General features: G+C 63.3%; 20 protein-coding genes. 11 read left to right on the top strand and 9 right to left on the bottom strand.

Annotated features, from left to right (window positions below):
- Positions 1-6: 6 nt before the first annotated feature.
- From RVAN_RS08770 to thrC, 3 genes are all read right to left on the bottom strand, one after another.
- Positions 7-597 (bottom strand): GNAT family N-acetyltransferase, encoded by a 591-nt coding sequence (locus RVAN_RS08770; protein WP_013419386.1) that lies wholly within the window; start codon positions 595-597, stop codon positions 7-9.
- A gap of 7 nt (positions 598-604) precedes the next feature.
- A complete protein-coding gene (locus RVAN_RS08765; RefSeq protein ID WP_013419385.1) occupies positions 605-1,885 on the bottom strand; it encodes a M16 family metallopeptidase in 1,281 nt (426 codons plus the stop codon).
- A gap of 234 nt (positions 1,886-2,119) precedes the next feature.
- Entirely contained in the window at positions 2,120-3,517 is a 1,398-nt protein-coding gene (gene thrC / locus RVAN_RS08760) for a threonine synthase (protein ID WP_013419384.1), read from the bottom strand.
- Positions 3,518-3,804: 287 nt separating this feature from the next.
- Here thrC and RVAN_RS08755 point away from each other — a divergent pair, with 287 nt between their 5' ends.
- Positions 3,805-4,329, top strand: a complete 525-nt coding sequence (locus tag RVAN_RS08755) for an invasion associated locus B family protein (RefSeq protein ID WP_013419383.1) — start codon at positions 3,805-3,807, stop codon at positions 4,327-4,329.
- A gap of 49 nt (positions 4,330-4,378) precedes the next feature.
- Here RVAN_RS08755 and RVAN_RS08750 read toward each other — a convergent pair whose 3' ends face one another.
- Positions 4,379-4,876 (bottom strand): hypothetical protein, encoded by a 498-nt coding sequence (locus tag RVAN_RS08750; RefSeq protein ID WP_013419382.1) that lies wholly within the window; start codon positions 4,874-4,876, stop codon positions 4,379-4,381.
- 252 nt (positions 4,877-5,128) lie between these two features.
- On the opposite strand from RVAN_RS08750, the gene msrQ reads away from it, so the two are divergent.
- A complete protein-coding gene (msrQ, locus tag RVAN_RS08745) occupies positions 5,129-5,776 on the top strand; it encodes a protein-methionine-sulfoxide reductase heme-binding subunit MsrQ (RefSeq protein WP_013419381.1) in 648 nt (215 codons plus the stop codon).
- A 139-nt stretch (positions 5,777-5,915) separates the two neighbouring features.
- Entirely contained in the window at positions 5,916-6,725 is an 810-nt protein-coding gene (locus RVAN_RS08740; RefSeq protein WP_013419380.1) for a polyphosphate kinase 2 family protein, read from the top strand.
- 63 nt (positions 6,726-6,788) lie between these two features.
- On the opposite strand, the gene lpxK is transcribed toward RVAN_RS08740, so the two are convergent.
- The 4 genes from lpxK to ubiA form a co-directional block, all read right to left on the bottom strand.
- Positions 6,789-8,000 carry a tetraacyldisaccharide 4'-kinase gene (lpxK, locus tag RVAN_RS08735; protein WP_013419379.1) on the bottom strand — a complete coding sequence of 404 codons (1,212 nt, stop codon included), beginning with the start codon at positions 7,998-8,000 and terminating at the stop codon, positions 6,789-6,791.
- Positions 7,990-10,005 carry a glycosyltransferase N-terminal domain-containing protein gene (locus tag RVAN_RS18915; RefSeq protein WP_174261948.1) on the bottom strand — a complete coding sequence of 672 codons (2,016 nt, stop codon included), beginning with the start codon at positions 10,003-10,005 and terminating at the stop codon, positions 7,990-7,992. The genes lpxK and RVAN_RS18915 overlap by 11 nt, the downstream gene beginning before the upstream one ends.
- A 170-nt stretch (positions 10,006-10,175) precedes the next feature.
- Positions 10,176-10,964 carry a 3'(2'),5'-bisphosphate nucleotidase CysQ gene (locus tag RVAN_RS08725; RefSeq protein ID WP_013419377.1) on the bottom strand — a complete coding sequence of 263 codons (789 nt, stop codon included), beginning with the start codon at positions 10,962-10,964 and terminating at the stop codon, positions 10,176-10,178.
- A 5-nt stretch (positions 10,965-10,969) separates the two neighbouring features.
- Positions 10,970-11,965, bottom strand: a complete 996-nt coding sequence (gene ubiA, locus RVAN_RS08720) for a 4-hydroxybenzoate octaprenyltransferase (RefSeq protein ID WP_013419376.1) — start codon at positions 11,963-11,965, stop codon at positions 10,970-10,972.
- Between the two features lie 116 nt (positions 11,966-12,081).
- Here ubiA and RVAN_RS08715 point away from each other — a divergent pair, with 116 nt between their 5' ends.
- The 4 genes from RVAN_RS08715 to RVAN_RS08700 all read left to right on the top strand — a co-directional run bounded on the left by RVAN_RS08715 (position 12,082) and on the right by RVAN_RS08700 (position 17,238).
- A complete protein-coding gene (locus RVAN_RS08715) occupies positions 12,082-12,804 on the top strand; it encodes a 16S rRNA (uracil(1498)-N(3))-methyltransferase (protein ID WP_245258048.1) in 723 nt (240 codons plus the stop codon).
- A gap of 66 nt (positions 12,805-12,870) precedes the next feature.
- Complete coding sequence (locus RVAN_RS08710) at positions 12,871-14,247, top strand: glutamate--cysteine ligase (RefSeq protein ID WP_013419374.1); 1,377 nt, start codon at positions 12,871-12,873, stop codon at positions 14,245-14,247.
- A gap of 337 nt (positions 14,248-14,584) precedes the next feature.
- Positions 14,585-15,451 carry an outer membrane protein gene (locus RVAN_RS18910; RefSeq protein WP_013419373.1) on the top strand — a complete coding sequence of 289 codons (867 nt, stop codon included), beginning with the start codon at positions 14,585-14,587 and terminating at the stop codon, positions 15,449-15,451.
- A gap of 179 nt (positions 15,452-15,630) precedes the next feature.
- Entirely contained in the window at positions 15,631-17,238 is a 1,608-nt protein-coding gene (locus RVAN_RS08700; RefSeq protein ID WP_013419372.1) for an AAA family ATPase, read from the top strand.
- Positions 17,239-17,276: 38 nt separating this feature from the next.
- Here RVAN_RS08700 and RVAN_RS08695 read toward each other — a convergent pair whose 3' ends face one another.
- Positions 17,277-17,891, bottom strand: coding sequence for a YqgE/AlgH family protein (locus RVAN_RS08695; RefSeq protein WP_013419371.1), 615 nt, complete (start codon positions 17,889-17,891; stop codon positions 17,277-17,279).
- Between the two features lie 264 nt (positions 17,892-18,155).
- On the opposite strand from RVAN_RS08695, the gene RVAN_RS08690 reads away from it, so the two are divergent.
- The 4 genes from RVAN_RS08690 to RVAN_RS08675 all read left to right on the top strand — a co-directional run bounded on the left by RVAN_RS08690 (position 18,156) and on the right by RVAN_RS08675 (position 24,425).
- A complete protein-coding gene (locus RVAN_RS08690) occupies positions 18,156-18,500 on the top strand; it encodes a hypothetical protein (RefSeq protein ID WP_013419370.1) in 345 nt (114 codons plus the stop codon).
- A 347-nt stretch (positions 18,501-18,847) separates the two neighbouring features.
- Positions 18,848-21,583: a bifunctional acetate--CoA ligase family protein/GNAT family N-acetyltransferase gene (locus RVAN_RS08685; protein WP_013419369.1), complete on the top strand. Its 2,736-nt coding sequence runs from the start codon at positions 18,848-18,850 to the stop codon at positions 21,581-21,583.
- Positions 21,584-21,712: 129 nt separating this feature from the next.
- Positions 21,713-22,114 carry a DUF2946 family protein gene (locus RVAN_RS21150; RefSeq protein ID WP_013419368.1) on the top strand — a complete coding sequence of 134 codons (402 nt, stop codon included), beginning with the start codon at positions 21,713-21,715 and terminating at the stop codon, positions 22,112-22,114.
- Positions 22,115-22,184: 70 nt separating this feature from the next.
- Positions 22,185-24,425 carry a TonB-dependent receptor gene (locus RVAN_RS08675; RefSeq protein ID WP_013419367.1) on the top strand — a complete coding sequence of 747 codons (2,241 nt, stop codon included), beginning with the start codon at positions 22,185-22,187 and terminating at the stop codon, positions 24,423-24,425.
- Positions 24,426-24,796 lie beyond the last annotated feature (371 nt).

Below are 24,796 nucleotides of genomic sequence, written 5' to 3'. Positions count from 1 at the left end.
AAGGAGTTACGGCAACGGGTCGTCGTTGAGGAGCGCGAACAGCCAGTGGTCCTGCCACACGCCATTGATCTTGAGATATCGACGGGCCAGGCCCTCATATTGAAACCCCGTACGGACCAGCAGAGCCGCCGAAGGCTTGTTTTCCGGCAGGCAGGCCGCTTCGAGCCGATGAAGACGCAAAACGTCGAACACGAACCATATGACCGACTGTACTCCTTTGGTCATGTATCCCTGACGGGCGTGCGGAGCGCCGGTCCAGTACCCGAGAGAACAGCTTTGGCTTACGCCGCGCCGAATATTGCTCAACGTCAAGCCGCCGATTAAGGCGTTATCAGAGCTTCTGAACAGAAAAAAGGCGTAACCGACATCTTGCCGGGCATCGCGGTAATAATAGCGGATGCGGCGGCGGTAGGTTTCGCGGGAAAGCTCGTCCTTCGCCCAGCGGGGCTCCCACGGTTCCAAAAAAGAGCGGCTTTCTCCACGGAGCGCCGCCCACTCTTTGTAGTCGGACATTTGCGGTTCGCGCAGATAGACGCCGTCACCCTCCACATAGGGCCTTGTCTCGGGGAAAAACATGCGCGACCCGCCGAGCATCATGGCGGCCTCAGGCGGCGAGTTCGCCGGAGAGGAAGGCCTCGGCCGCGTCGGCCGCAGCGGCCGCCGATCCGCGCCCGCCCACCACCGCTGAGACAATTTCCGGCCGTTCGCGGAAGCCGAGGCCGACGGCCTGAACGTGCTCGCGGGTTATGCTATCGACCTTTTCGATAAGTTCCTCGTTCGAGATTGTCCGTCCGAACACCATCAAATCCCAGGCGATCTGGCCCGCGCGCGACTCGCAGCTTTCGAGGCTCATGAAAAGCCCCGCCTTGATCTGCGCTTTTGCGCGGGCGAGTTCCCGGTCGGTCGGCCCATTTTCGGCGAGGTCAGCGAAAATGCCGAGCGACAGCGCGCTGAGTTCCTTCAACTGCTGCGCGCTCGTCGCCGCGTGGAGGCCAATGATGCCGCTGTCCGAATAGCCCCAATCGAAGGCGTGGATGTCGTAGCAGAGGCCGCGCTTTTCGCGCACCTCCTGAAACAGCCGCGAGGCCATGCCGCCACCCGCGATCCCGGCGAAGATGCGTCCGGCGAACGAGTCTTCATGACCATTCGGGAAGCCCTCGAAGGCGAAGATCACGTGGCATTGCTCGAAGCGCTTGTCGACGGTGGCGTGTCCACCTTCGAATTTCGCGCGCTTGATCGGGCGCGGCGCCTCCTCGGGGAGGCCCGTGAACAGGCTCTCGGCGAGCTTGTGGATCGCGTCGTGATCGACTGCGCCCGCAGCCGACAGGATCATGCGCGAAGCCGAATAGTTCTCGTTGCGAAAGCGGCGCAGGTCGGCGGCGGAATGGCGCGAGATGGTGCGTTCCGTGCCGAGGATGGACCGGCCGAGCGACTGGTTCGGATAGGCTTCGTCGAGCGCCAGATCGAACACGATGTCGTCGGGGCTGTCCTGCGTCGCCGCGATTTCCTGAAGGATGACCTCGCGCTCGCGGTCCATCTCCTCGTCCGAGAAGGACGGGTTGAGAAGCAGGTCGCCGATGAGGTTAAGCCCGAGTTCCACGTCGCTTTTCAGCACGCGCGCGTAATAGTTGGTCGCTTCCGACGATGTGACCGCGTTCAGCGCGCCGCCCGCGCCCTCGATCTCCTCGGCGATTTCGATCGGCGAGCGCGTCGGCGTGCCCTTGAAGGCCATGTGTTCGAGGAAGTGAGCGACGCCGTGCTCGTTGTCCGTCTCGGAGCGCGCGCCAGCGGTCACGAAAACGCCGACCGTCGCCGTTTCGAGCCCCGGCATGCGATCGGTGACGATCCGCATTCCGTTCGCTAGCTGGCTGGTCTCGACTGTCATGGGCAGAACCTCGGGCAAATCTCAAAAATTCACGACTTCAAGCGAGATCGCCTCGAATGGCGACGCGCCCTCGCTAACAGCATCTTGTCAGCATGATAACAAACCCGGAAATCTGTTTGCGGATCATGCCTTTTTGTAAATCATGATCCTATCGCAAAACCGGCGTCCGCTTTTGCGGATCATGCGTAGTGTCGACGCACGATCTGATCGCAACCGCGAGCCACTTTTTGCGGATCATGCTTGCGGCCTGTTTGCTGCGTGCCGGGCGATCACGTCCGCTACCGCAGCGGCCGAGTTCGGCAAAATCTGTAAACGCTCGCGACCCTGAAGGCGCTCCACGAGGCGTTCGGGAATATCGGCCGCGCGGCCTGTCGCGCGCGTTACGGCCTCCGGGAACTTTGCGGGATGCGCCGTCGAAAGCACCACCATCGAACCGCCGCTGCGCTCCTGCTCGCGCTTGCCCGCAACAACGCCGACGGCGGTATGCGGATCGATAATCATGCCGGTTTCATTGAACAGCGCGCGGGTCGCGTCCGCGGCCTCATCGCGCGTCACGCGCCACGCCGTGAAGCGCTCGCGGATGCGGGCGAGCGTAGCGGGCGGCAGGTCGAAGTGACCTTTCGCCTTCAAATCGGCCATCGCGCGGTTCACGAGGTCGGCATCGCGGCCGCTCTCCTCGAACAGAAGCCGCTCGAAATTGCTCGAAATCTGGATGTCCATGCTCGGGCTGTCGGTCGGCACGACGCCCTTGGGCTCGTAGCGGCCCGTCTCAAGTGTGCGAGCGAGGATGTCGTTCTCGTTCGTCGCGATGACGAGGCGGCCCATGGACAGGCCCATCAGCGACGACGCGAAGCCCGCGAAGATGTCGCCGAAATTGCCGGTGGGCACCGAGAAGCTCGGGTGACACGCCGTGCCGAGCTTCGCCGCCGCCGTATAGTAATAGACCGTCTGGGCCACGATGCGCGCCCAGTTGATGGAATTGATCGCCGAAAGCGCGTGTCGCGTGCGGAATTCCGCGTCGCCAAAGAGCGCCTTCACTATGGCCTGCGTATCGTCGAACGTGCCCTCGATGGCGATGGCGTGGATGTTGTCCTCGGTCGCCGTCGTCATCTGCTTGCGCTGCACGTCCGAGATGCGGCCATGCGGATAAAGAATGAACAGCTCGATGTCGTCGCGGCCACGAAACGCCTCGACCGCCGCCGCGCCCGTATCGCCCGATGTCGCGCCGACAATCGTCGTGCGCTGACCGCGCCGCTTCAGCGCGCGCTCCATCAGCCGCGACAGAACCTGCATCGCGAAGTCCTTGAAGGCGAGCGTCGGTCCGTGGAACAGCTCAAGCAGATAGAGATCCAGCCCGATTGTCTTGAGCGGCGCGGTATCGGGATCGGCGAAGCGCTCGTAGGCATCCGACACAAGCGCGAAAAGCTCCGCCTCGCCGGGGTTGCCGCCCATGTATGGCGTCATCACATGCGCCGCCGCCGCCGCGTAGGCGCCTGTGGGCGATGCCGGCAAGGACGATAGCTGCGGCCAGGTTTCCGGCATGTAAAGCCCGCCATCGGGCGCGAGACCGGCGAGAAGCGCTTCCTCGAAGTCCGCTTTCGGCGCGGCCCCTCGTGTCGAGACGTACATCATATCGTTTCTTGTTCCGCGAGCGGCGAACCGCTTTGGGCAAAGGCTGTCGGATTTTCAGCACAATAGGACGGACTTTGGCCTGTGTCATCTCCGACGCAGCAAATTCGCACTCGAACCGGAGGTTGTGCCGACGCATCGCGCCACGGCGGCCGCGGAACCGTTCGGCGGCGAACAGCAAGCCCGAGATCGACGACGCGCTGGCGCTCCAGTCTCAATTCGGCCTGAATTCTTGCCGAGTGCAAGGTTATATCCTCGCGCTCAGCGCTTTCTCGACACGGACCGCCACCATGCAAAGAACGGCCAAACTTCTCGCCGCGTGCCTTTTCGCCGCCTGCGCTTGCGCTGCGGGGCTTGGTGCGGCTCAAGCCCAGGAAATCGGCTCCGGTCAGGTGAAGGCCATCTACGGCGCATGGAAGCTGAAATGTGCGCAACTCGCAGGCGCGAAGAAAGAAAAATGCGCGCTCGTGCAGGATTTGAAGCTCGAAGACCGGCCCAACATGTTCATGACCGTGCTTCTGATGCGGGCCTTCGAGGATCAGAACAAGAAGATCCTGCGCATCGTGGCCCCGCTCGACGTCGTGCTTCCCGCCGGTCTCGGCCTTCGCGTGGATGGCAAGGACGTGGGCAACGTGAAGTTTCTCAAATGCCGCAAGTTCGGTTGCCTCGCCGAGGTGATCGTGGACGATCAGCTGATCGGAAAATTCACGAGCGGCCAGACGGCAAGCTTCATCGTGTTTCCAACACCGGACTCAGGCGTCGGTTTTCCGGCCCCGCTGGCGGGGCTTTCGGACGGCCTCAAGGGCCTGAACTGAGATAAGAAAACCCCGGCGCGGTGAGCGACGGGGTTTTTTGCGTTCTCTCTTAGTAGCCGTAGGGCCGCTCGTACGGACGACGGTCGCGAGGATCGTAGTCGCGCCTGCCGCGATCGGCCGCCGCGAACCGTTCCACGCTGTAGACGTCGCCACGGCCGGAAATGTTGAGCAGGGAGTGCGCCACGATCTCGCCGCGCCCATTGAAGCGCAGCAACACATTGCCGCGAAGGCTAGGCTGGTTGATGCGGACGAGAACCGCCGAATTGTCCTGTTCGCGCTCGCGCGGAGAGCTGGAAAGGAAGGTGCGGCCGCGATATTCGCCGAAAACGACGGGTTCGCCGTCGCGTAGCCCGAAAACGGTGACGCAGACGCCGCCTCGGGGACTTTCGGGCCGGATTTCGATGCGCACGACCAGATTGCGCTGGATCTCGACGTTATTCCATGTGCCCAGATAGTCGGTCGGCTCACCGTAGTAAGGATTTCGGCCTTGCGCCTGAGCGCCTGCCGCGCCCAGCATGAAGACCACGCATGCCACTAAAACTCTCATACTCAACGCCCTCTCAAGTGGAACTACTCCGGGCAAGTATCGAGACTTCGCGTAAATTTTTAGTATAATTTCACAGGGTCTTAATCCTCCTCGCAGGCGGTTGGCCGGACACGTCGGTAAAATCGCCGCACCTCGCGGCGCTGTGAACGATGCGCCGCTTCGAAAAGCCCTCCGCGCAGCCCATGTCATTGAACAAGCACGCGCGGGCGTCTCGGGACGCCGTCGCGCCGCGTCGCAAGCAGGGAACAGGCCATGACACAGCCGAAAGCATCGCCAAGGCGCGCCGCTCAGCGGGCCATCGGCACTTTCCCGCGCTGGCCCGTCTATCTGGTCGGCGCGCTACCGGGGGTGTGGACTTTCTGGCTCGCGGTGAGCGATCAACTCGGCGCCGATCCGGTGAAAACGCTCGAACACATGCTCGGCCTTTGGGCGCTGCGCTTCCTGATCGCGAGCCTCGCGGTGACGCCGCTTCGCCGACTCGGCGGGCCGAACCTCGTCCGGTTCCGGCGCGCACTGGGCCTGCTCACGTTTTTTTACGCTTGCGCTCACCTTCTGACATGGGTCGTGCTCGACCGTGGGCCGGACATGGCCGCGATCCTCGGCGATATCGTGAAGCGCCCCTACATCACCCTCGGCATGGTGACCTTCGCGATCCTGGTGCCGCTCGCGTGGACCTCCAACGCGCGCGCGATCAAGCGCATGGGTGGGGCGGCGTGGCAGCGCCTGCATCGGTGGGTTTACCTCGCGGCGGTACTCGCCATTGCGCACTACCTTCTGTCGCTGAAATCGTGGACGTTGGAGCCGCTCGCCTATGCGGCGGCGGTGGCGGCGCTTCTCCTGTTTCGCGTGTTCTCATCCGTGCGCGGAAATCGGCCACCGAAGCCGGTCGAGACGGGCTGATGGTCTGCGCAAAGCATTCGAACAGTATTAGGCTCTTTTGCCCGAAGACCGGCGTGCGCTGTAGCCGCGCGTTCCCCTGCATCGATTCTTAACGCGCGCTCCCGGATCATCGCGGGAGGCGTCCTGGGAGATTTCGTTCGTGAAGGCAGACAAATTCATCGTGAGCGGGCACCCATCGCTCGCCTCTCTTGGCGACGGCCATCACGTCGATCAGAAGGATTACAATCACAAGCTCGTCGCCCTGCAAAAGACCATGCAATCGATTCAGCAGGCGTATCTCGGCACGCGCGAACATGCCGTGGTCGTGCTTGAAGGCTGGGACACGGCGGGGAAGGGCGGCGTTATCCGCCGTCTTGGCTGGACGCTCGATCCCCGCAGCTTCAAGGTGCACCCGATTGCCGCACCGTCGCCGAACGAGAAGAAGGAGCACTATCTTCAGCGCTTCTGGAAGCGGTTGCCCGAGCATGGCCAGATCGTCGTGTTCGACCGTTCGTGGTATGGCCGCGTGCTGGTGGAGCGCGTCGAGGGTCTGGCGAAAAAGGCCGAGTGGAAACGGGCCTATCGCGAAATCAATGAGTTCGAGCGACTTCTCGTCGATGACGGGGCGCGCATTGCGAAGGTGTTCATGCACATCTCCGCCGAGGAACAGCTCAAGCGGTTCAAGGACCGGCTCACCGATCCCCTCAAGCGCTGGAAGCTCACCTACGAAGATTTCCGCAACCGCGACCATCGCGCCGACTACGAGAACGCTATCGAGGATATGCTCGAAAAGACCTCGACGGACTATGCGCCATGGTACCTCGTTCCGGCGAACAACAAGAATTACGCCCGCCTCGCCGCGTTCAAGATCCTGATCGACAGGCTGGGGAAAGGCGTGGACCTGGAACCGAAGCCGCTGGACGAGAAAACGGCCGAGGCGGCTCTGGCGCTGTTCGGTTCGCTGGAATAGGGGGCGATCTTTCGGTTTAGCGGCGCGGGCCTCTTCGCCTGTGGCGGATCGTAATAGCGGAACTTAACGCTTGGAGGCCACGGCCCGGGTCGAGCGAGCGATGGCCGCCAGCAGAGCCGCTTCGTCCTCCACCTTGAAGCGCACGTCGATGGGCAGAGCCTCGGCGGCCTCGTAGAGTTCGGCCAGCGCGCCCGGTCCGCCTCTCAGCCGCGCCCGGTCTTTTTCGGTTGTGACGAGACGTGCGTCGAGAGCCCGCGCACGCGCCAGTAGCCCGCGCGCATCCGCCTCCGTGAAGGGATGATGATCCGGGAACGCCCGCGCCTCCGCCACGACGATGCCCGCGCCGCTCAGCGTATCGAAGAACTTGCCGGGTCTGCCGATGCCGCAAAAGGCCAGCACCGGCAGCCCCCGAAGCGCATCGTCGATCAGCAGCACGATCTCCGCGCGAAAGACGGGCACACCGGCGTGGTTCAGCTCGTCTTCGCCCGGAAACGCTGACACGGCCGCGCCGCCGAGGACGACGACCGCATCGGCGCGGGACAGTTGTGCATCGAGCGGCGCGCGCAGCGGTCCCATCGGGAACACGCGGGCGTTGCCGATCCCAACGCCGCCGTCCACCACCACGAGGCAGAAATCCTTGACGAGCGACGGGTTCTGAAAGCCATCGTCCATGATGATGATGTCGGGCGCTGCGCTGTCGTGCGCGGCGTGCGCCGGTATCGCCGAGCGCGCGCCCGCTCGTGGCATCGACGCGAGGATCTCCTCATGGATATTCGCCGCTTCAAGTGCGGCCGGTCCGTCATGCTCCGTCGGCAAAGACGCATGCGCGACCGATGCGCCTTCCGCCAGTGGTTCGCTAGGGCCTGCGCCCATTCCCTCGATGAACCGCGCCCCCGCTCGCCTGTCCCGGCTCAACACGGTTGGCGCGGCGCGTACCAGAAGCAGAGGCTCGTCGCCGACCCGCTGTGCGCCGTCCGCATCGCCGTCGATCAGATAAGGGCCGCGTTCGCAGCCGCCGTAGCCGCGCGTGAGGAAGGCGGGTTGCCGACCGATCCCCCGTAGCAAAGCGGCGAGCTTCAGCGCGACCGGCGTCTTGCCCGCGCCGCCCATCGTGAAATTGCCGACGCAGATGACGGGCAGGGTGCTGCGATAAGGTTCGGCCTTGCGAAACCTGCGCTCGGCGATGGCGCCATAAACGGCCGACACGGGCCAAAGCACCCAGGCCGCGAGCGGGGTTCCGCCGCCGTACCACCAGCGCGGTGGCTCAAGGCGCATCGTGCGGAAGGAGTTCGGGTTGAGGTGCCGCCTCGCCGGGCGCGGAGGCCGGAAGCCACGGCGCGAGCGCTTCGAGCGTCTTTTCCAGCGCGCCGCCGAGCGTAGCAATCGCGGCGGCAGCGTTGCGCTTCATGTGCGCGGCCGCCTCGGCATGCTCGAAAATCTGTCGCGCGGCGGCGGCGATTCCGTCTGCATCGTGGACGAGGCGGAAACCTTCGAAGCGTCCAAGCGTCTCGTAGGTTTCGGTGAAGTTGAAGGTATGCGGCCCTGAAAGAATAGCCGCGCCGAGCTTGATGGCCTCGATCGGGTTTTGTCCGCCGTGCTCGACGAGCGAGCCGCCGATGAAGGCCGCCTCGGCGAGCGTATAGAACAGGCCAAGCTCGCCGATGGTGTCCGCGACATAGATATGCGTGGTGTCGGCGATCGCGTCGCCCGCTGATCTCCGCGCGACCGTGTCGCCGCGCGCCTCGGCAAGCGCCGCAACGTCTCCGCCGCGTTCGGGGTGGCGCGGCGCGATCACGGTCAGAAGCGACGGGACGGCCGCGCGCAGCATTTCCGCCGCGCGGAGCACGATTTCGTCCTCGCCCGGATGCGTGCTCGCGGCGAGAAACATCGGGCGCTCGCCGATGGCGCCGCGCAGATCGTCCAGCGCTCTTGCATCGACCGGCGGCGGCGGTGCGTCGTATTTCAGATTGCCGGTCACGACGATCTTGCGCGCGCCGAGGCTCTTGAGGCGCTTTGCGATCCGGCGGTTCTGCGTCAGCACGAGGTCGAAGCGCGAGAAGACCGGCTGGCTCAGGCTCGACAGCCGCCGCCATCGTTGCGTCGAACGCTGCGACATACGCCCGTTGACGAGCGCGAGCGGAACGCCCGCGTCGCTCGCCTCGACGATGAGGTTCGGCCAGATTTCGGATTCGACGAAGAGGCCGAGATCGGGGTGCCAATGCTCGACGAAGCGCTTGCAGAAGGCGGGATTGTCGAGCGGCACGAATTGATGGATCGCCCCTTCGGGGAGCCGCTCCTTCGCGATTTTGGCCGAGGTCGCGGTGATGGTGGTCAGGAGCAGATTCAGTGTCGGATTACGGCGCTTCAGCTCGTCCATGAGCGCAAGGACGGAGTTCGTCTCACCGACGCTTGCCGCGTGGAACCACGCAAGCGCGCCCTCGGGACGCGGCGCGGAGGCGATGCCGAGGCGCTCACCAAGCCGCTCCGGCACTTCCTTGCCGCGCGCGGCACGCCGCTTGAGGATGGTCATGGCGGCGGGACGGGCCGCCCATGTCGCGCCGCGATAGACAGAAAGCAGGAAGCCCGACTTGCGCGGCGGTCGTTTTTCGTCCGGCAGCGTGCGGATCACGTTGCCGCCCGCGAGTTCATAGGCGCGAACCGTGGCGGCGTTCATCGCGTCTTCCACGAGTTGGCGGTAGTGCTCCATCTCCGCTTCGTCGGCATCGCGCGGCACATGGATCGGATCGCCGACGACCATGGCAAGCCGGGTGAACGGCAGGTTGATCGTCATGCGGCTCCACGTCGGCAGAGTGAGGAACCGCCCCGTCGCGACGGCGGTCGGGAGGATCGGCCGCCCGGACATGCGCGCGATGGTGACAATTCCGAGCCCGGCGACGCGCGCAGGCCCCGGCGGAATGTCCGTTGTCATGGCGACGGTGGTGCCGCCCTTCAGCGCCTTCAGCGCCGCCCGAAGCGCGCCCGCGCCGCCGCGATCCTTGCCGGATTCGCCAGCGCCCGCGCCGCGGATCAGCCCCATGTCGAAATGCAGAAGCGTCCGGCCGATCATTTCGCCGTCCGCGTGCTTGGCAACCATGTTGCTGACCGGCATGGTCTTCGGCTTTATCAGCGGCATGCAGAGAAACTGGCCGTGCCACATCGCGACGATGGACGGATGGTGGCTCAGAAGGCGCGCGTCGGTGTCCACGGGATCGCGGATGACCTTGGACGTGGCAAGGACCATGCGGACATGACCGGCCGCCAGCCCGCTGATCCTGTCCATGAACAGGTCCGATTGCTGCACTCGACGGAGGAATTTCTCTGGCTTTGGGGAAGCTGACGTCATCAATCGCTGCACGTATGTCCTGAAGGCAAGGACGGTGTTAGCCCAAAGGATCGCAGCATGAAAGCCCTAAGCTTCGGCTCCCCCTGCTTATCCGTTGGGCAGATGCACTAAAGTGCGTCGCCCATGCGTTCCGCGAGGAGGGGATGCAGGAGGGGTCCGGCCGCGAGATAGCCAGGCACCTTCGCGCTTTTGTTGTTGAAGCGGAACCTCTCGCCGCTCGCGTCCGTAACGACGCCGCCTGCCTCCGCGACAAGCAGCGAGCCGGGTGCCACGTCCCATTCCCATTTCGGCGGCAGAGCGAAGGACGCATCCCCGACGCCGCTCGCAACGAGGCAAAGGCGGTAGGTCATCGAGCAAATGTGGACAGGATGCACCTCAGGCCAGGGGCGCTTCCACCGGCTGCCTTTGAGATGCGAGGGCGAAACGATGAGCGTCGCGCCGGAAAGCGTGTCGCGTGTGCTGACGGCGATCGGGCGGCCGTTGAGGAAGGCGCCGCCGCCGCGGTAAGCCTCGTAGAATTCACCGCGAACGGGATTGACCACCGCGGAAAGAATGACTTCGCCATCCTCGACGAGCGATAGCGCGACGGTCCAGTCATCCTTTGCGTGGATGAAAGACTGCGTGCCGTCTATTGGATCGAGAACGAAAACGCGCCGCGCCGAAAGCCGCGCCTCATGCTCGGCGCTCTCCTCGGACAGCCAGCCGTAATCGGGACGTGCCTCGCGAAGCCTCGCCGCGAAGAGCGCGTCGACAGCGCGGTCGGCTTCCGTGACCGCCGTTCCGTCCGCCTTCGTTTCCTCGCGGATGCCCCGGCCCCAATAGGACAGCGCGAGTTCACCGGCCTCGCGCGCGGTCTCACGGACCAGTTCGAAATCCCGTGCGAGGTCATACGTCATGTGTGTCAAACCGGGATCGGGATCATGTCGAGGATCAGCGCGAAAAAGACGATCGCGCCGAACAGGTGATTGCTGCGGAAACGGTCGAGGCAATTCTGCCCGTTGTCCATATCGAGCGTCGTGATTTGCCAGATGAGGTGCCCGGCCGCGAGCGCCATGCCTCCATAAAAGACATAGCCCGCGCCGACGAGAACGCCCGCTAGCGTGATGCCGACGATGGTGATGCCATAGAAGAGCGCGAGCCACGCGGGCGTGTTTTTCCCGAAGCGCAGCGCCGTTGATTTCAACCCGATGACGGCGTCGTCTTCCTTGTCCTGATGCGCGTAGATCGTGTCGTAACCGATGGTCCACGCCACCGCCGCCGCGTAAAGCAGGATCGGCGCAACGCCGAGCGAGCCGAAGATGGCCGCCCAGCCCATGAGCGCGCCCCACGAGAAGGCGAGGCCCAGCACAGCTTGCGGCCAGAAGGTGACGCGCTTCATCAAGGGATAGATGAGCACGATGCCGACGGACGCGAAACCGAGCGCGATGGCGAAGACATTGAACTGGATCAGCACGGCGAGGCCAACGAGGCAGAGCGCCAGGATCAGGGCGAACGCCGCCTTGACGGAGATGCGTCCGCTCGCCAGCGGTCGGCTCTGCGTTCGCGCCACTTTCGCGTCGATGTCGCGGTCGAGGATGTCATTATAGACGCAACCCGCGCTTCGCATGACGAACGAGCCGATGGCAAAAAGCACGAGCAGCCAGAGGTAAGGAAGCGTCGAAGCGAAATTGGGGAAGTCGTTGAGATAGCGGGCCGCCAGCGCCACCGACCACCAGCAAGGCCACAACAGAAGCCACACTCCGATGGGCCGGTCCGCCCGCATGAGCCGGAGCCAGGGCTTGAGGCTCTCGGGCGCCAGACGGTCGACAATATTGCGGTTTGGCGCATCGGGAATCGTCTCGGCGGGAGATGCGCCCGCGCTTACCTTGCTTCCCGTTTCAGGCCATGTCGTTGGCATCGAATCCTCGTTCCCAGCCGATTTTTCTCCGTCGCGCGAAATTGCTGCAAATCCTATGCTAAGTTTCAGCCCGTGTCCTGCACATTACCCAAACAGCACTGTTCAACGCCATGGCCATGCAACGGATTTTTGTCGCAAACAAACTCGACCCCGACGGGGAGATCGCGCTGGATACCGCGCAGGCTCACTACCTGCTGAACGTCTTGCGCCTGTCGGAGGGAGCGGAAGTTCTGACGTTCGACGGTACGAGCGGAGAATGGCGCGCCAAGATCGTCAAGGCAAGGAAAAGCGCCTGCACGATTCGCCTCATGGAGAAGGTGCGCGAACAGACCGCGCCGACCGGCATTCATTATGCGTTTGCGCCGCTGAAACAGGCGCGGCTCGATTATATGGTGCAGAAGGCCGTGGAGATGGGCGCATCGCTTTTGCAGCCGGTTATCACCCAGCACACGGCGGTGCCTCGCCTCGGCGCGGACCGGATGAAAGCGAACGCCATCGAGGCGGCGGAGCAATGCGGCGTGCTCACCCTGCCGGAGATCAAGGCGCCGGTGAAGTTTGCGGCGTTCCTTCAGGCGTTCGACAAGGATCGCGCGCTGGTGTTCTGCGACGAACGCGCGGAGGTTGCCTCGCCGCTCGACGCGCTTTCGGCGCTCTCGGGCAGGAAGGTGACGGCGCTTATTGGGCCGGAAGGCGGGTTTTCGGAAAACGAGCGCGCCGATCTCCTTTCGCGGAGTTTCGTTTGCCCGATTTCGCTCGGTCCGCGCATCATGCGTGCGGACACGGCTGCCGTCGCCGTGCTCGCATTGCTTAATGTGACGGTGGGAGACTGGCGGCGTTGAAAAAACGTCGTACGAGTCACTATAGTGTCGCCAAACATCCAAACTCAGGCGGCGACAGGGCCTCTCATGTTAGCGAACAACGATAAAGCGCCTTCGATCGAAAGCCGCGACGAACTTGTGGCGGAAATCGCCAAAGGCGAAAAGCCGAAGGCCGACTGGCGCATCGGCTCCGAGCACGAAAAGATTCCCTTCTATCGGGACACGTTGCGGCCGGTGCCCTACGAAGGCGACGCGGGAATTTCGGCGCTTCTTCAAGGCCTCGCGGCACGTTTCGGCTGGCAGCCGGTGTACGATCTCGAAAAAGTGATCGCGCTCGAAGCGCCCGCCAATTGTTCCGGCGGCTCCATCACGCTGGAACCGGGCGGACAGTTCGAGCTTTCCGGTGCGCCCTTGAGGACGCTGTTCGAAACCTGCGAGGAAGTCGGTCGGCATCTCGATCAGGTGCAGGAAATCGCCGACCCGCTCGGCATCTCTTTCCTCGCGCTCGGCTTTTCGCCGCTGTGGACCATCGCCGAAACGCCGCGCATGCCGAAGAGCCGGTACAAGATCATGACCGATTACATGCCGAAGGTCGGTCGTTACGGCCTCGACATGATGTACCGCACTGCCACCGTGCAGGTGAACCTCGACTTCGCGAGCGAAGCGGACATGGTCAAGAAGATGCGCGTCTCGCTCGCGCTTCAGCCCATCGCGACGGCGCTTTTCGCCAATTCCCCGTTCACGGAAGGCAAGCCCAACGGCTATCTGAGCTTCCGCAGCGCCGTCTGGCTCGACACGGACAATGCGCGAGCGGGCATGCTGCCCTTCGCGTTCGAGGACGGCATGGGCTACGAGCGCTACGTCGATTACGCACTCGACGTGCCGATGTACTTCGTGCGGCGCGATCACAAATATGTCGACGCGACGGGCCAATCGTTCCGCGCCTTCCTCGAAGGGAAGCTGCCGCAATTGCCCGGCGAAAAGCCCACCATCGAAGACTGGGCCGACCACCTCACCACGATCTTTCCCGAGGTTCGCCTCAAGCGCTTCCTCGAAATGCGCGGCGCCGACAGCGGCCCCTGGCACGCGACGCTCTGCGTTCTTCCCGCGCTCTGGGCCGGACTCCTGTACGATCAGTCCGCGCTCGATGCGGCGTGGGATCTCGTGAAGGACTGGACGGACGAAGAGCGTCAGCAACTCCGCGACGACGTTCCGCGCCTCGGCCTTGCCACGCCATTTCGCCGCGGCACGGTGCGCGATCTGGCCAGCGCCACGGTCGCAATCGCCGAAGCGGGCCTCGCCTCGCGCGCTCGCGAGCACGGGTTCAAGGACGAGAGCTCCTTCCTGAATCCGCTTCACGACATTCTGGAAAGCGGACTCACGCAGGCGGATGTCCTGCTCCGGCGCTATCATCTCGAATGGGGTGGCGACGTGCGCCCGGTCTTTACCGAGAACGCCTACTGAAAACGGCACGTTTCCTTCAATAATTGTGAGCCGGCGACTCGAAAGTTGAGGGGCGATTCGTCCCTCGACTAGCCGCCGCGCCCGCAATCAAGGCACTATACAACCTATCTCAAGTTGTGGTGGTTGCGAAAACTGTTGCAGTTTTTCAACAGATTTTTGTCACACCGGCCGATGTACCATTGAAATCGTTGATGTTTCGAGGATGCCCCATCTTGGCGGCTCTGAAAAAGTGCGCCTGCAATACTAGACAACCTTGAGTTTAGAAAAAGGTCGTGCGATCACAATTCCCAGTTGAGTTCATATATGACGTTACAACTCGCGGGGAAAGAGGAGAGACATGACTCTCACGAAATTCGCACTGGCCAGCACTGTGGCCCTCGGCACGCTTGCAATCGCTGCCCAGGCCAACGCTGCCGACATCTACACACCCAGCATGAAGGACGCTCCGATTATCGTCGTCCCTCCGACATGGACCGGGTTCTACTTCGGTGGTCATCTCGGCGCGGCCTGGACTCAGCTTGAGACGCGCAAGAACGAGTACTGGGACGGCTACGACGACAGCGATCTCAGCTTTGCAACCTTCGGCGGCAAAAATCTGAACGACCAGAGCGCCTTCGGTGGTGGTCAGTTCGGTTATAACTGGCAGACCGGCGGTAACTTCGTTCTCGGTATCGAAGTCGACATCGGCGGTCTCGGCAGCGACAACGAGCGCACGTTCCTTGCGACGACCTACAACGACGTCACTTTTTCTAGCGCCTACAGCACCGCCGTAGTCAACGTTAAGTCAGAGGGCGGCTTCTATGGCGACGTGACGGGACGCCTGGGTTACGCTTGGGGCAACACGTTGCTCTATGCCAAGGGCGGTTTTGCCTGGATTCAGCCGGAGCTTAAGGTCAGGACTGTTGTTTCTATCGATGATGATCCTAATGGTACTTATACCTCCAGCCACACCTACGATGACACGCTCACCGGCTGGACGATCGGCGGCGGTCTCGAATTCCTGCTGAATCCGAACTGGTCGGTCAAGGTCGAGTACCTGCACTACGACTTCGAACTCGACAACAATAACAACCGTCGTTGGAACGACTGGGACGTCGATTACAACAACTGGCGTCTGTTCAAGGACAGCTTCACCGTCGACACCGTCAAGCTCGGCGTCAACTACAAGCTCTCGCAGGCGCCGGTCTACACGCCGCTCAAGTAGGCTGGTACCCTTACCGCCGAAACGAAGGCCCCCACCAAGGGGGCCTTTCTTTTTTGCCGGAGGGGCGACATCTTCGCCGCCGCCGGGAAAACGCCGCGCATCCGGCGAGCAATTCCCGTTGCGCGAGGGAGTGAACGCGAAGATGATGGCCGGAGTCATTGAAAGGGAGCCGATCCTCCTTGTCGAACTCCATGCACCACGGCAACGCGGAAAGCGCCGGTCAGGCAGCCGTCATCGCCTTTCTTTGCGAGCCCGAAACCTACGGTGTTTCCGAGGTTGAGCGGGTTGAAACCCATGGAGCCATCGTTTTTCTTGCCGGGGATCGCGCCTACAAGCTCAAGCGCGCGGTGAAGCTCCCCTATCTCGACTTCTCGACGCTCGAAAAGCGCCATGCCATCATCTCGCGCGAATTCGGCATCAACTCCCATGCGTCGCCCGAGCTTTACCTGTCGATCCAGCCTGTGACGCGGCGCGAGAATGGCGCGCTGGCGCTTGGCGGTCCCGGTGAAACGGTCGACTGGGTGCTGGTCATGCGCCGTTTCGATCAGACGCTCCTGCTCGATGCGCTGGCCCGCGATGGCCGCTTCGATCGCGCAATTGCCGTCGATCTCGCCAACACCGTCGAGCACTTCCACCGCCACGCCTCCGTTGTGACGAACTCGGGCTTCGCACGGTCGCTGCGCGGCGTCGCCGATACGCTGGAGGCGACGCTATGCGGTCCGGGGGCGCAATCGCAGGGGTTGCAAGTCTGCCCCTACATTGCGAAACTGCGACGCGAACTCGACGAAAATTTCGCATTTCTTGAAGCGCGGCAGCGCGAGGGCTTCGTGCGGCGTTGCCATGGCGACCTGCATCTCAAGAACATCGTGCTATGGGACGGGAAGCCGACGTTGTTCGACGCGCTCGAATTCGACGACCGGCTTTCGACCATCGACGTGCTCTACGATCTGGCCTTTCTGCTGATGGACCTGTGGCAACGCGGGCTGAAGCTTCAGGCGAATATCATCCTCAACCATTACCTCGAAATGGCGGCGATCAGCGAGGTGAAGGGGCTCGCGCTGCTTCCGCTGTTCCTGTCATTTCGTTCGGCCATCCGCGCGATGACGGGTATTCACGCGCTGGCGGTTTGCGCCCCGAGCGATCACGACCGGCTTTTGCGTGAGGTGCGCGAATACGCCGCCTTCGCAGCCGCCGTTATCTCGCCGGGCCAGCCGAGACTTGTCGCAATCGGCGGGCTGTCGGGCACGGGAAAGACGACGGTCGCCCGCGAGGCGGCGCCCTTCATCGGCGCGGCTCCCGGTGCGCTTCATATCCGCACGGACGTCGAGCGCAAGAGCATGCATGGCGTTCAACTCACGCATCGCCTGCCGCGCGCAACTTACACTTCGGAAAGCCGCGATGAAGTCTATCGCCGCGTCATCAAGAAGGCGGAAGTTGCGCTCGACAGCGGGCATTCGGTCATCCTGGACGCGGTATTCCCGGAAGCGATCCAGCGCAGTCGGCTTCATGAAGTCGCGCAGCGGGCCGGCGCCGGGTTCCTCGGCGTGTGGCTTGACGCCGGACCCGACATCCTGCGCGAGCGCGTCATCGCGCGCGAGGGCGATGCTTCCGACGCGGACACCGCGGTGGTCGAATATCAGTTGCGGACGATCGAACCGCCGGCCGATTGGCTTCGCGTCGACGCGAGCGGTGAAAGGGGCGCGTGTGCCGCAGCCATCGTGCGGGAACTCGACTCGAGGGCTTTTTCGACCGAAACCGGTTCGAGCGACGAAAACGCATTGAAATAAACCGCCTCGCGGTGCGAGAAACGCGGCAAACCGGCTCCTTACGCGCGCCCAGCGGCGCAAACGAGATGCGAGGGATCGATGCCGATACTCTCCATCGCGCGGTGATATTTCGTGTCGAGATCGCTGTCGAAGATAATGGCCGGATCGGCCGGGCAATTGAGCCAACCGTTTTCCTGGATCTCGCGCTCAAGCTGACCAGGTTCCCACCCTGCATAGCCAAGGGCCAGAATGGCGTTGTTCGGGCCGCGTCCCCTGGCGATGGCGCGCAGGATGTCGACCGTCGCCGTCAGGCAAACGCCGCCGTTGATCGGAAGCGTCGCATCGGCCACGAAATAATCCGAGCTGTGCAGCACAAAGCCACGGCTGATGTCGATGGGGCCGCCGAGATGGACAGCCATGGCGTCCATGCGAATGGAAGTCGGCCGCGACCAGCTCATGGGGATGTCGAGCTGTTCCAGAAGCTTCGGCATCGTGATGTGCGAGGCGCGCTGATTGACGATCAACCCCATCGCACCTTCTTCGGAATGGGCGCAGACGTAGATCACCGACCGATGAAAGCGCGAGTCCGTTGTCGACGGCATCGCAATGAGGAACTGCCCGTCGAGATAACCGTGGCTTTTCAAGCAGCCGATGTGACCGTGTCGTGTTGCCATGCCCTATGGTAGCGCCTCCGCCCACATGTTGTGAAGATGGGACTCGAAGAAATCCGACGGAAGTCAACTCTTTGTGCCGTCAGCGTTCCTGCTTTGATAACGGGATAAACCGCAAATCGGGCCGCGAGTTTCCGGCTGCAAAAATTGCGCGCTCACACCGCACGTCGCGCGCCTTCAACGGCGCGAGCGCGCAAGCTCGCCACATGCTTATTGGCGCATAATCCACATCGTTTCCGGGACACCGAAACAACATGAGCTTGAGCTATGCAAGTCATCGTCCAGATCCTGCAGCTGATTCAGGATAGCGTTTACGCGATTGCGCGCGTCGCAAATTCGGCGTGGCAATGGTGCCTGACGCAAATTCTCGCGGTGCCGTGGGACAAGCTCGGCGACATGCCCGGCTCCAAGGTGATCATCCTGCTCGGAAGTTCCGCCATCGTCTTCTATTTCGTCTCGAAAGCGGCACGGGAGCTTCTGGCCGCCGGTGAGAAGGCGTTCGCGGCGATCATGACGCTGTTTCAGGTTTTCATGCGCGCCCTGCCGCCGATCCTCATCGCAGGCGCGACCGCCGCCGCCGGTTCGTGGGTCGTCAATAACGTCCACTTCTAAAGCCGCGGCTGCGGAGCCCTCGACCGCGCGCAAGGGCTATGATGGCACGGCCGCCCTTGGCCTTGCGACCGTCACGCCACCCAAAACGCCGCTCATCACGTTTGTTACCAGTTCGACATATGCGTCGCTTACCAAAGTGTGAGATAAGGCGCGCAGGCAACCCTGGTGCCGCGCAACGTATCCTTTACCGTCACGGCCTGCGCAGGCGAAAGGGCCCCGCTCTGTCCGCAAGCACACGCTGCGGGCGGGTTTATCGATGGCTGAGTTGGTACCGAGTTCCCTCGAAGACGGCGCTCGCGGCTGCTCGGTCATGCCATTTTTGACCGAGCCTCGACGGAGTGCCACTTATGACCATCCGCAATCTCGATCTCCTCTTCAATCCGGCCAATGTCGTCCTCATAGGGGCCAGCGAACGTCAGGGATCAATCGGCAAGCACGTCGCCGAAAACTTGCTGAAGGGCGGTTTCACGGGCGATATCGCCTTCATCAATCCGAAGCGCCCGGCGATCCTCGGGCAACCCTGCTTCAAATCCGTCGACGCGCTACCCTTCACGCCGGGCCTCGCCGTCGTCGCGACCCCGCCCGAGACGGTGCCGGGCGTCATCGAGGAACTCGGCCGCAAAGGGTGCCGCGCCGCGGTGGTCATCACGGCGGGCGTCTCCGGCGACCTGCGCAAGCGGATGCTTGAAGCGGCGCGCCCGCATCTCCTGCGCATCATCGGCCCGAATTGCCTCGGCATGCAGGTGCCGCGCCTTGGGCTCGACGCAAGCTTCGCGCAGGTGCTGGGTAAGGCTGGTAGCGTGGCGCTCGTCTCGCAGTCCGGCGCGATCACGACCGCGATGCTCGACTGGGCGTCCGTCGAAGGCGTCGGGTTCAGTCACGTCGTGTCCATCGGCGATGCTGCGGACGTAGACCTCGGCGACATGCTCGACTACCTCGCGGGCGAAACGACAAGCCGCGCCGTCTTTCTTTATATCGAATCCGTGGGCGACGCGCGGAAGTTCATGTCGGCGGCGCGGCGCTGCGCCCGTGTGAAGCCCGTGATCGCCATCAAGGCGGGCCGCCATCCCGAAGGCGCGAAAGCCGCCGCATCGCATACCGGCGCGCTCGCCGGGTCCGACAACGTTTACGGTGCGGCGCTCCGGCGCGCGGGCGTGCTGCGCGTGACCGACCTCGATGCCATGTTCGACGCCGCGGAGATGCTCGCCTATGTGCCGGCAATGCCGGGCGACCGCGTGGCCATTGTCACCAACGGCGGCGGCGCGGGCGTTCTCGCGGTGGATAGCCTGACCGATTTTCGTGGCACGCTGGCGACGCTGGCACCCGAGACAATCGACGCGCTGGATGCTGCCTTGCCGACCACATGGTCGCGCGGCAACCCCGTCGACATTATCGGCGACGCCGGGCCGGACCGCTACCGCGCGACGCTCGATGCCGTGCTCGCGGACCCGAATGCGGACGCAGTCCTCGTGATGAATTGCCCGACGGCTCTCGCCTCGTCGCTCGACGGCGCAAAGGCGGTCGTCGCGGCCGTGCAGGAGATGCGCGCGAAGGGTAGGAACAAGCCCGTCATCGCCAACTGGCTCGCGCGGCACGACGAAACCGGCATCCGCGATGCGTTCGCGGCGGCGAAGATCCCGTCGTATGAGACGCCCATCGCGGCGGTTCGCGGCATGATGCACCTCGTCCATTATCGCCGCGCACAGACCGAACTGATGCAGACGCCGCCCGCGCTGCCCGAAGACCTCGTCTTCGACGCAGACACGGTCAAGGCCGAGATTGCAAGCGTGCTCGCGGAAAAACGCGATCTGATGACGGAGCCGGAGGCAAAGGCCGTGCTCGCCGCCTATGGCATCCCGACCGTACCGACGCTTGTTGCGCGGACGCCGGAAGAAGCGGGCGAGGCGGCGGCCGAACTTCTGCGCAAGTCGCCGTCGGTCGTTGTGAAAATCCTGTCGCGCAACCTGTCGCACAAGTCCGACATCGGCGGCGTTCGTCTCGATCTCATGTCGGCCGAAGCGGTTGAAACCGCCACGCACCAGATGCTCAAGGCCATCGGCGAAGCGCGGCCCGACGCGATACTCGAAGGTGTCACCGTGCAGCCGATGGTGCGACGCCCGAACGCCTACGAGCTCATCCTCGGCATCACGACGGACCCGACCTTCGGCCCGGTAATCCTGTTCGGCGCGGGCGGAACGGGCGTCGAGGCCATCGGCGACACGGCAATGTCGCTGACGCCGCTCGACCTCAAGCTCGCGCGCGATCTCATCGCCTCGACCCGCATTTACAAGCTGCTCAAAGGCTTCCGCGACCGCCCGCCTGTCGATCTCGACGGGCTGGCGCTTTGCCTCGTGAAGCTGTCGTCGCTCGCGGTGCAGCATCGCGCTATCCGCGAACTCGACATCAACCCGCTCCTGATCGACGCGAAGGGCATGATCGCGCTCGACGCCCGCATCAAGGTGGTGGATCCGGCAGAACACAAGCCGGTGCCATGCGCGATCCGGCCCTATCCCGTGCGGTGGGAGGAACACGAGACGCTGCTTGATGGCACGCCGGTCACGGTTCGCCCGATCCGCCCGGACGACGAGCACTTCTATCCGTCGTTCATGAGCCATGTGACGCCGGAAGACTTGCGCCTTCGTCTGTTCAGCCCGGTGCGGCAGTTCTCGCATCATTTCCTCGCCCGGCTGACGCAGATCGACTACGCGCGGGAGATGGCCTTCATCGCCGTGCGGCCCGCCGAAGATGGTGGCGCGTCGGAGATGCTCGGCGTGGCGCGCTTCTTCGCCGATCCGGATTACGAAAAGGGCGAATATGCCGTGCTGATCCGCTCCGATCTCAAGGGGCGCGGGCTGGGCTGGGTGCTGATGCGCCAGCTCATCGGCTATGCGCGCGAGGAGGGCTTGAAACAGCTTTACGGGAGCGTGCTGGATGAGAATACGGGCATGCTGCAAATGTGCCGCGAATTAGGTTTTCATGTCGTGCGCGACCCGGATGACAGCAGGGTATTTGCTGTAACGCTCGATCTCTCATCACGCGCAGTTGATGAAGTTTTGAAGAACTGGCAACATCACGCCAAATAGATCATTCTTGTTCTAAAGGCGGCGCATCGCATGCGCTATTCCGTCGCATGTTATGCGCCGCTTTATTTCTTTGCACTGTAACTTCCGAAATCGATAACGTCCCCCCAGCGATTTGGGCACGGTGGGGACATGCGCTCAAGGCATTGGATTTGCTCGTTAGCCATAATCGGCGTGCTATTGCATGCCGGTACGCTCGCGCGCCACCATCTCGTCGTTTTCGGCGAGGCGGTGGCGGCGGCGGAACAGCTGGCGGCTGCCGAGGCTTACGACGAACACGCGTTGTGTCGCTCCGGGGCGGGAGACGACGGCGCAGGCGCGGAGCCAGGAAAGAAAGCGCCGGGCGCGCCGAAATCGTGCCTCGTCTGCCTTGGCCTCGCATTCGCGCACGCGCTGCCGCCCGCCGAAGCGCCTCCCTTGCCCGTGCCGCCTGCTTTCGGCGCTGCCCTTCCAGTCATTCCCCTTCATAGTTCCCACGCGGCGACAAACGTTCGACTGCAGCAAAGTCGCGCTCCCCCCTCCCTGCAAGCCTGATTGCTTCTGACGCGCATCCCGGCCGTGGGAGCCGCCGCGCGTGCGAATTCTTGCACTTGAGGGAATATCCATGTCGAAAGTCATCATCGCGGTGCTTGGCACCGCGGCAGCGGGGCTGTGCGCAGAGCAGGCCGTTGCACAATCAACCGATCGCCCGTCCACCCTGCCGCCCATCGTGGTGAACGCAGAGAAGGCAAAGAAGCCTGGAAAAAAGAAGGCCACGCCTTCGACCGAAGCCAACGGCGCGGCCGAGGCGGTGCCGCAAGACCTCGCCGAGCCGGAGCCGCAAACGCTGGCGAAGCCCTTATCGGGGACAGTCCTTTCCGGCGCGGCTCTCACCGAAGCGCGTCCCGGCGAACGCGACGCAGCCGCACTTTTGACCGCAGCGCCCGGCGTGGCCGTCGCGACGGGCGGCGGCGTGTCGGCGCTCCCGGCCATCAACGGCCTCGGCGATGAGCGCATCCGCACCGAACTCAACGGCATGCTCATCACGTCGGCATGCGCGAACCGCATGAACCCGGCGCTGTCCTATGTCGATCCGTCGGCCATCGGCAAGGTGGAGGTCAATACGGCGCTGGCGCCGGTTAGCAAGGGCGGCGATTCGATCGGCGGTACGATCTCGGTCGAGCGCGCGCCCGCAAACTTCGCGACCGTACCGGGCGAGGTGCTGACAGCGGCGACGCTCACAACCTTCTACCGCAGCAACGGCGACGGCTTCGGCGGCTCGGTCCATGCCGAGGCGGCGACGCAGAACCTGAACGCCACCTATAACGGCGCGTGGAGCCAATCGCGTAACTACGAACGCGGCGGCGGCGAGGAAGTCCGCTCTACCGAATATGAGGCGGGCAACCACGCGCTCACGCTCACAGCGCGCGACGGCCGTGACCTGTACGTGCTCGAAGGCACCTATCAGAAGATCCCGTATCAGGGCTTCGTCAATCAGCGCATGGACCTGACGGACAATCAGGGCTGGGCGGTCAACGCCCGCGCTCTCCAGCATTACGGGTGGGGTACGCTCGACGCACGCGCGTATTACCAGCGCACGCTGCACGAGATGAACTTCCTTGCGGACAAGGGCGGCAACATGCCGATGAACACCGATGGCAGCGACTTCGGCTATTCGGTGAAGGCGGAAATCCTCACCTCGCCGCGCGACAAGGTTCGCATCGGCAACGAGTTCCACGGTCAGACACTCGACGACTGGTGGCCGCCGGTTGCTGGCATGGCGATGATGGGGCCGGACACCTATGAGAACATCAATGGCGGCACGCGCGCCCGCGTTGGCACCTTCGCGGAGTGGGAGCGCAAATGGACGCCTGAGTGGAGCACGCTCCTCGGCGCGCGCAACGACATCGTGTGGATGGATACCGGCGACGTTCGGCCTTATAGCTGGACGTCGATGATGCAGGCTGACGACATAGCCGCAGCCACAGCGTTTAACGCGCGCGACCACGCCCGCACCGACGTCAACTTCGACCTGACAGCGCTTGCCCGCTATGAGCCGAACGCCGCGAGCGCCTACGAATTCGGTTATGCGCGGAAGACCCGCTCGCCGAACCTCTATGAGCGCTATTCATGGGGCAAGGGCATGATGGCTAGCACCATGATCGGCTGGTTTGGCGACGGCAACGGCTATGTCGGCAACCTCGATCTCGATCCAGAGGTCGCGCACACCGTTAGCGCCACGGCAGCGTGGCGCACCGGCCCAGCGGGTGAGTATGAAGTGAAGGTCACGCCGTTCTATTCTTACGTCGAGGATTTCATCGACGTAAATTACCTGAAGACCTTCACAACGTCGAACTTCCAGAACGGAAAATTCCGCCAGTTCCAGTTCGCGAACCACGACGCGGAACTCTACGGCGTGAACGTCTCGGGCAAGGCTCCGCTCTGGGCGAGCGCCGACTATGGGCGGTTCGGCGTGAACAGCACCATCGGCTGGGTGGAAGGCGAGCGCACCGACGGCGTGAACCTCTATCGCATCATGCCGCTCAACGCGCGTGCCGCGCTTACGCATAGCCTCGGCAATTGGTCGAGCACGGCGGAGGTGCAACTCGTCGCATCGAAGGATCAGGTGCAGAGCCTGCGCAACGAATTCGAGACGCCGGGTTATGCGCTGTTGAACCTGCGCACGAGCTATCTCTGGAGCAATGTGCGCTTCGATCTCGCAGTGGAGAATGTATTCGACAAGCTCTATTACCAGCCGCTCGGCGGCTTCGACTATGCCGACTTCAAGGCGACTTCGGGCGCGGAATACGGCGCCGTGGCGGGCGTCGGCCGCTCGTTCAACGCGGCTGTCACCGTGAAGTTCTAGAGAGGCTTGCGTGAAATCGGACTCGATCTCACGCAGAGAAGCTGATCGAGCACTGAAACTTGCAGCGTCGTGCCGCTTCTTATTTGGGCACGACGCTGCGGCCGCCTCATCCTCCGATGGATCGCTCTGAGGTGGCAGGCCGCTCAAATTTGCCAATCAGGAGTGCCGCGAACGCAGATGCTCCGCGGTACCTCGCCCGGTACCTCGCATGGCGCACCGGTATTTCCCGCGTCTTGAACGACCGTCCTGTGAGACGGATCCAACCCTGCACGCGTTGCCCGACACCCATCGTGCGGCTTGGCACCACTTCGTGCGGCTTGGCACCCTTCGTGCTAAAGACTATGATCCCGCATCAATTTCTCAGGGGCGCT

Source organism: Rhodomicrobium vannielii ATCC 17100, from assembly GCF_000166055.1.
GTDB lineage: Bacteria > Pseudomonadota > Alphaproteobacteria > Rhizobiales > Rhodomicrobiaceae > Rhodomicrobium > Rhodomicrobium vannielii.
This window is presented reverse-complemented; position numbering and strand designations above follow the sequence as displayed.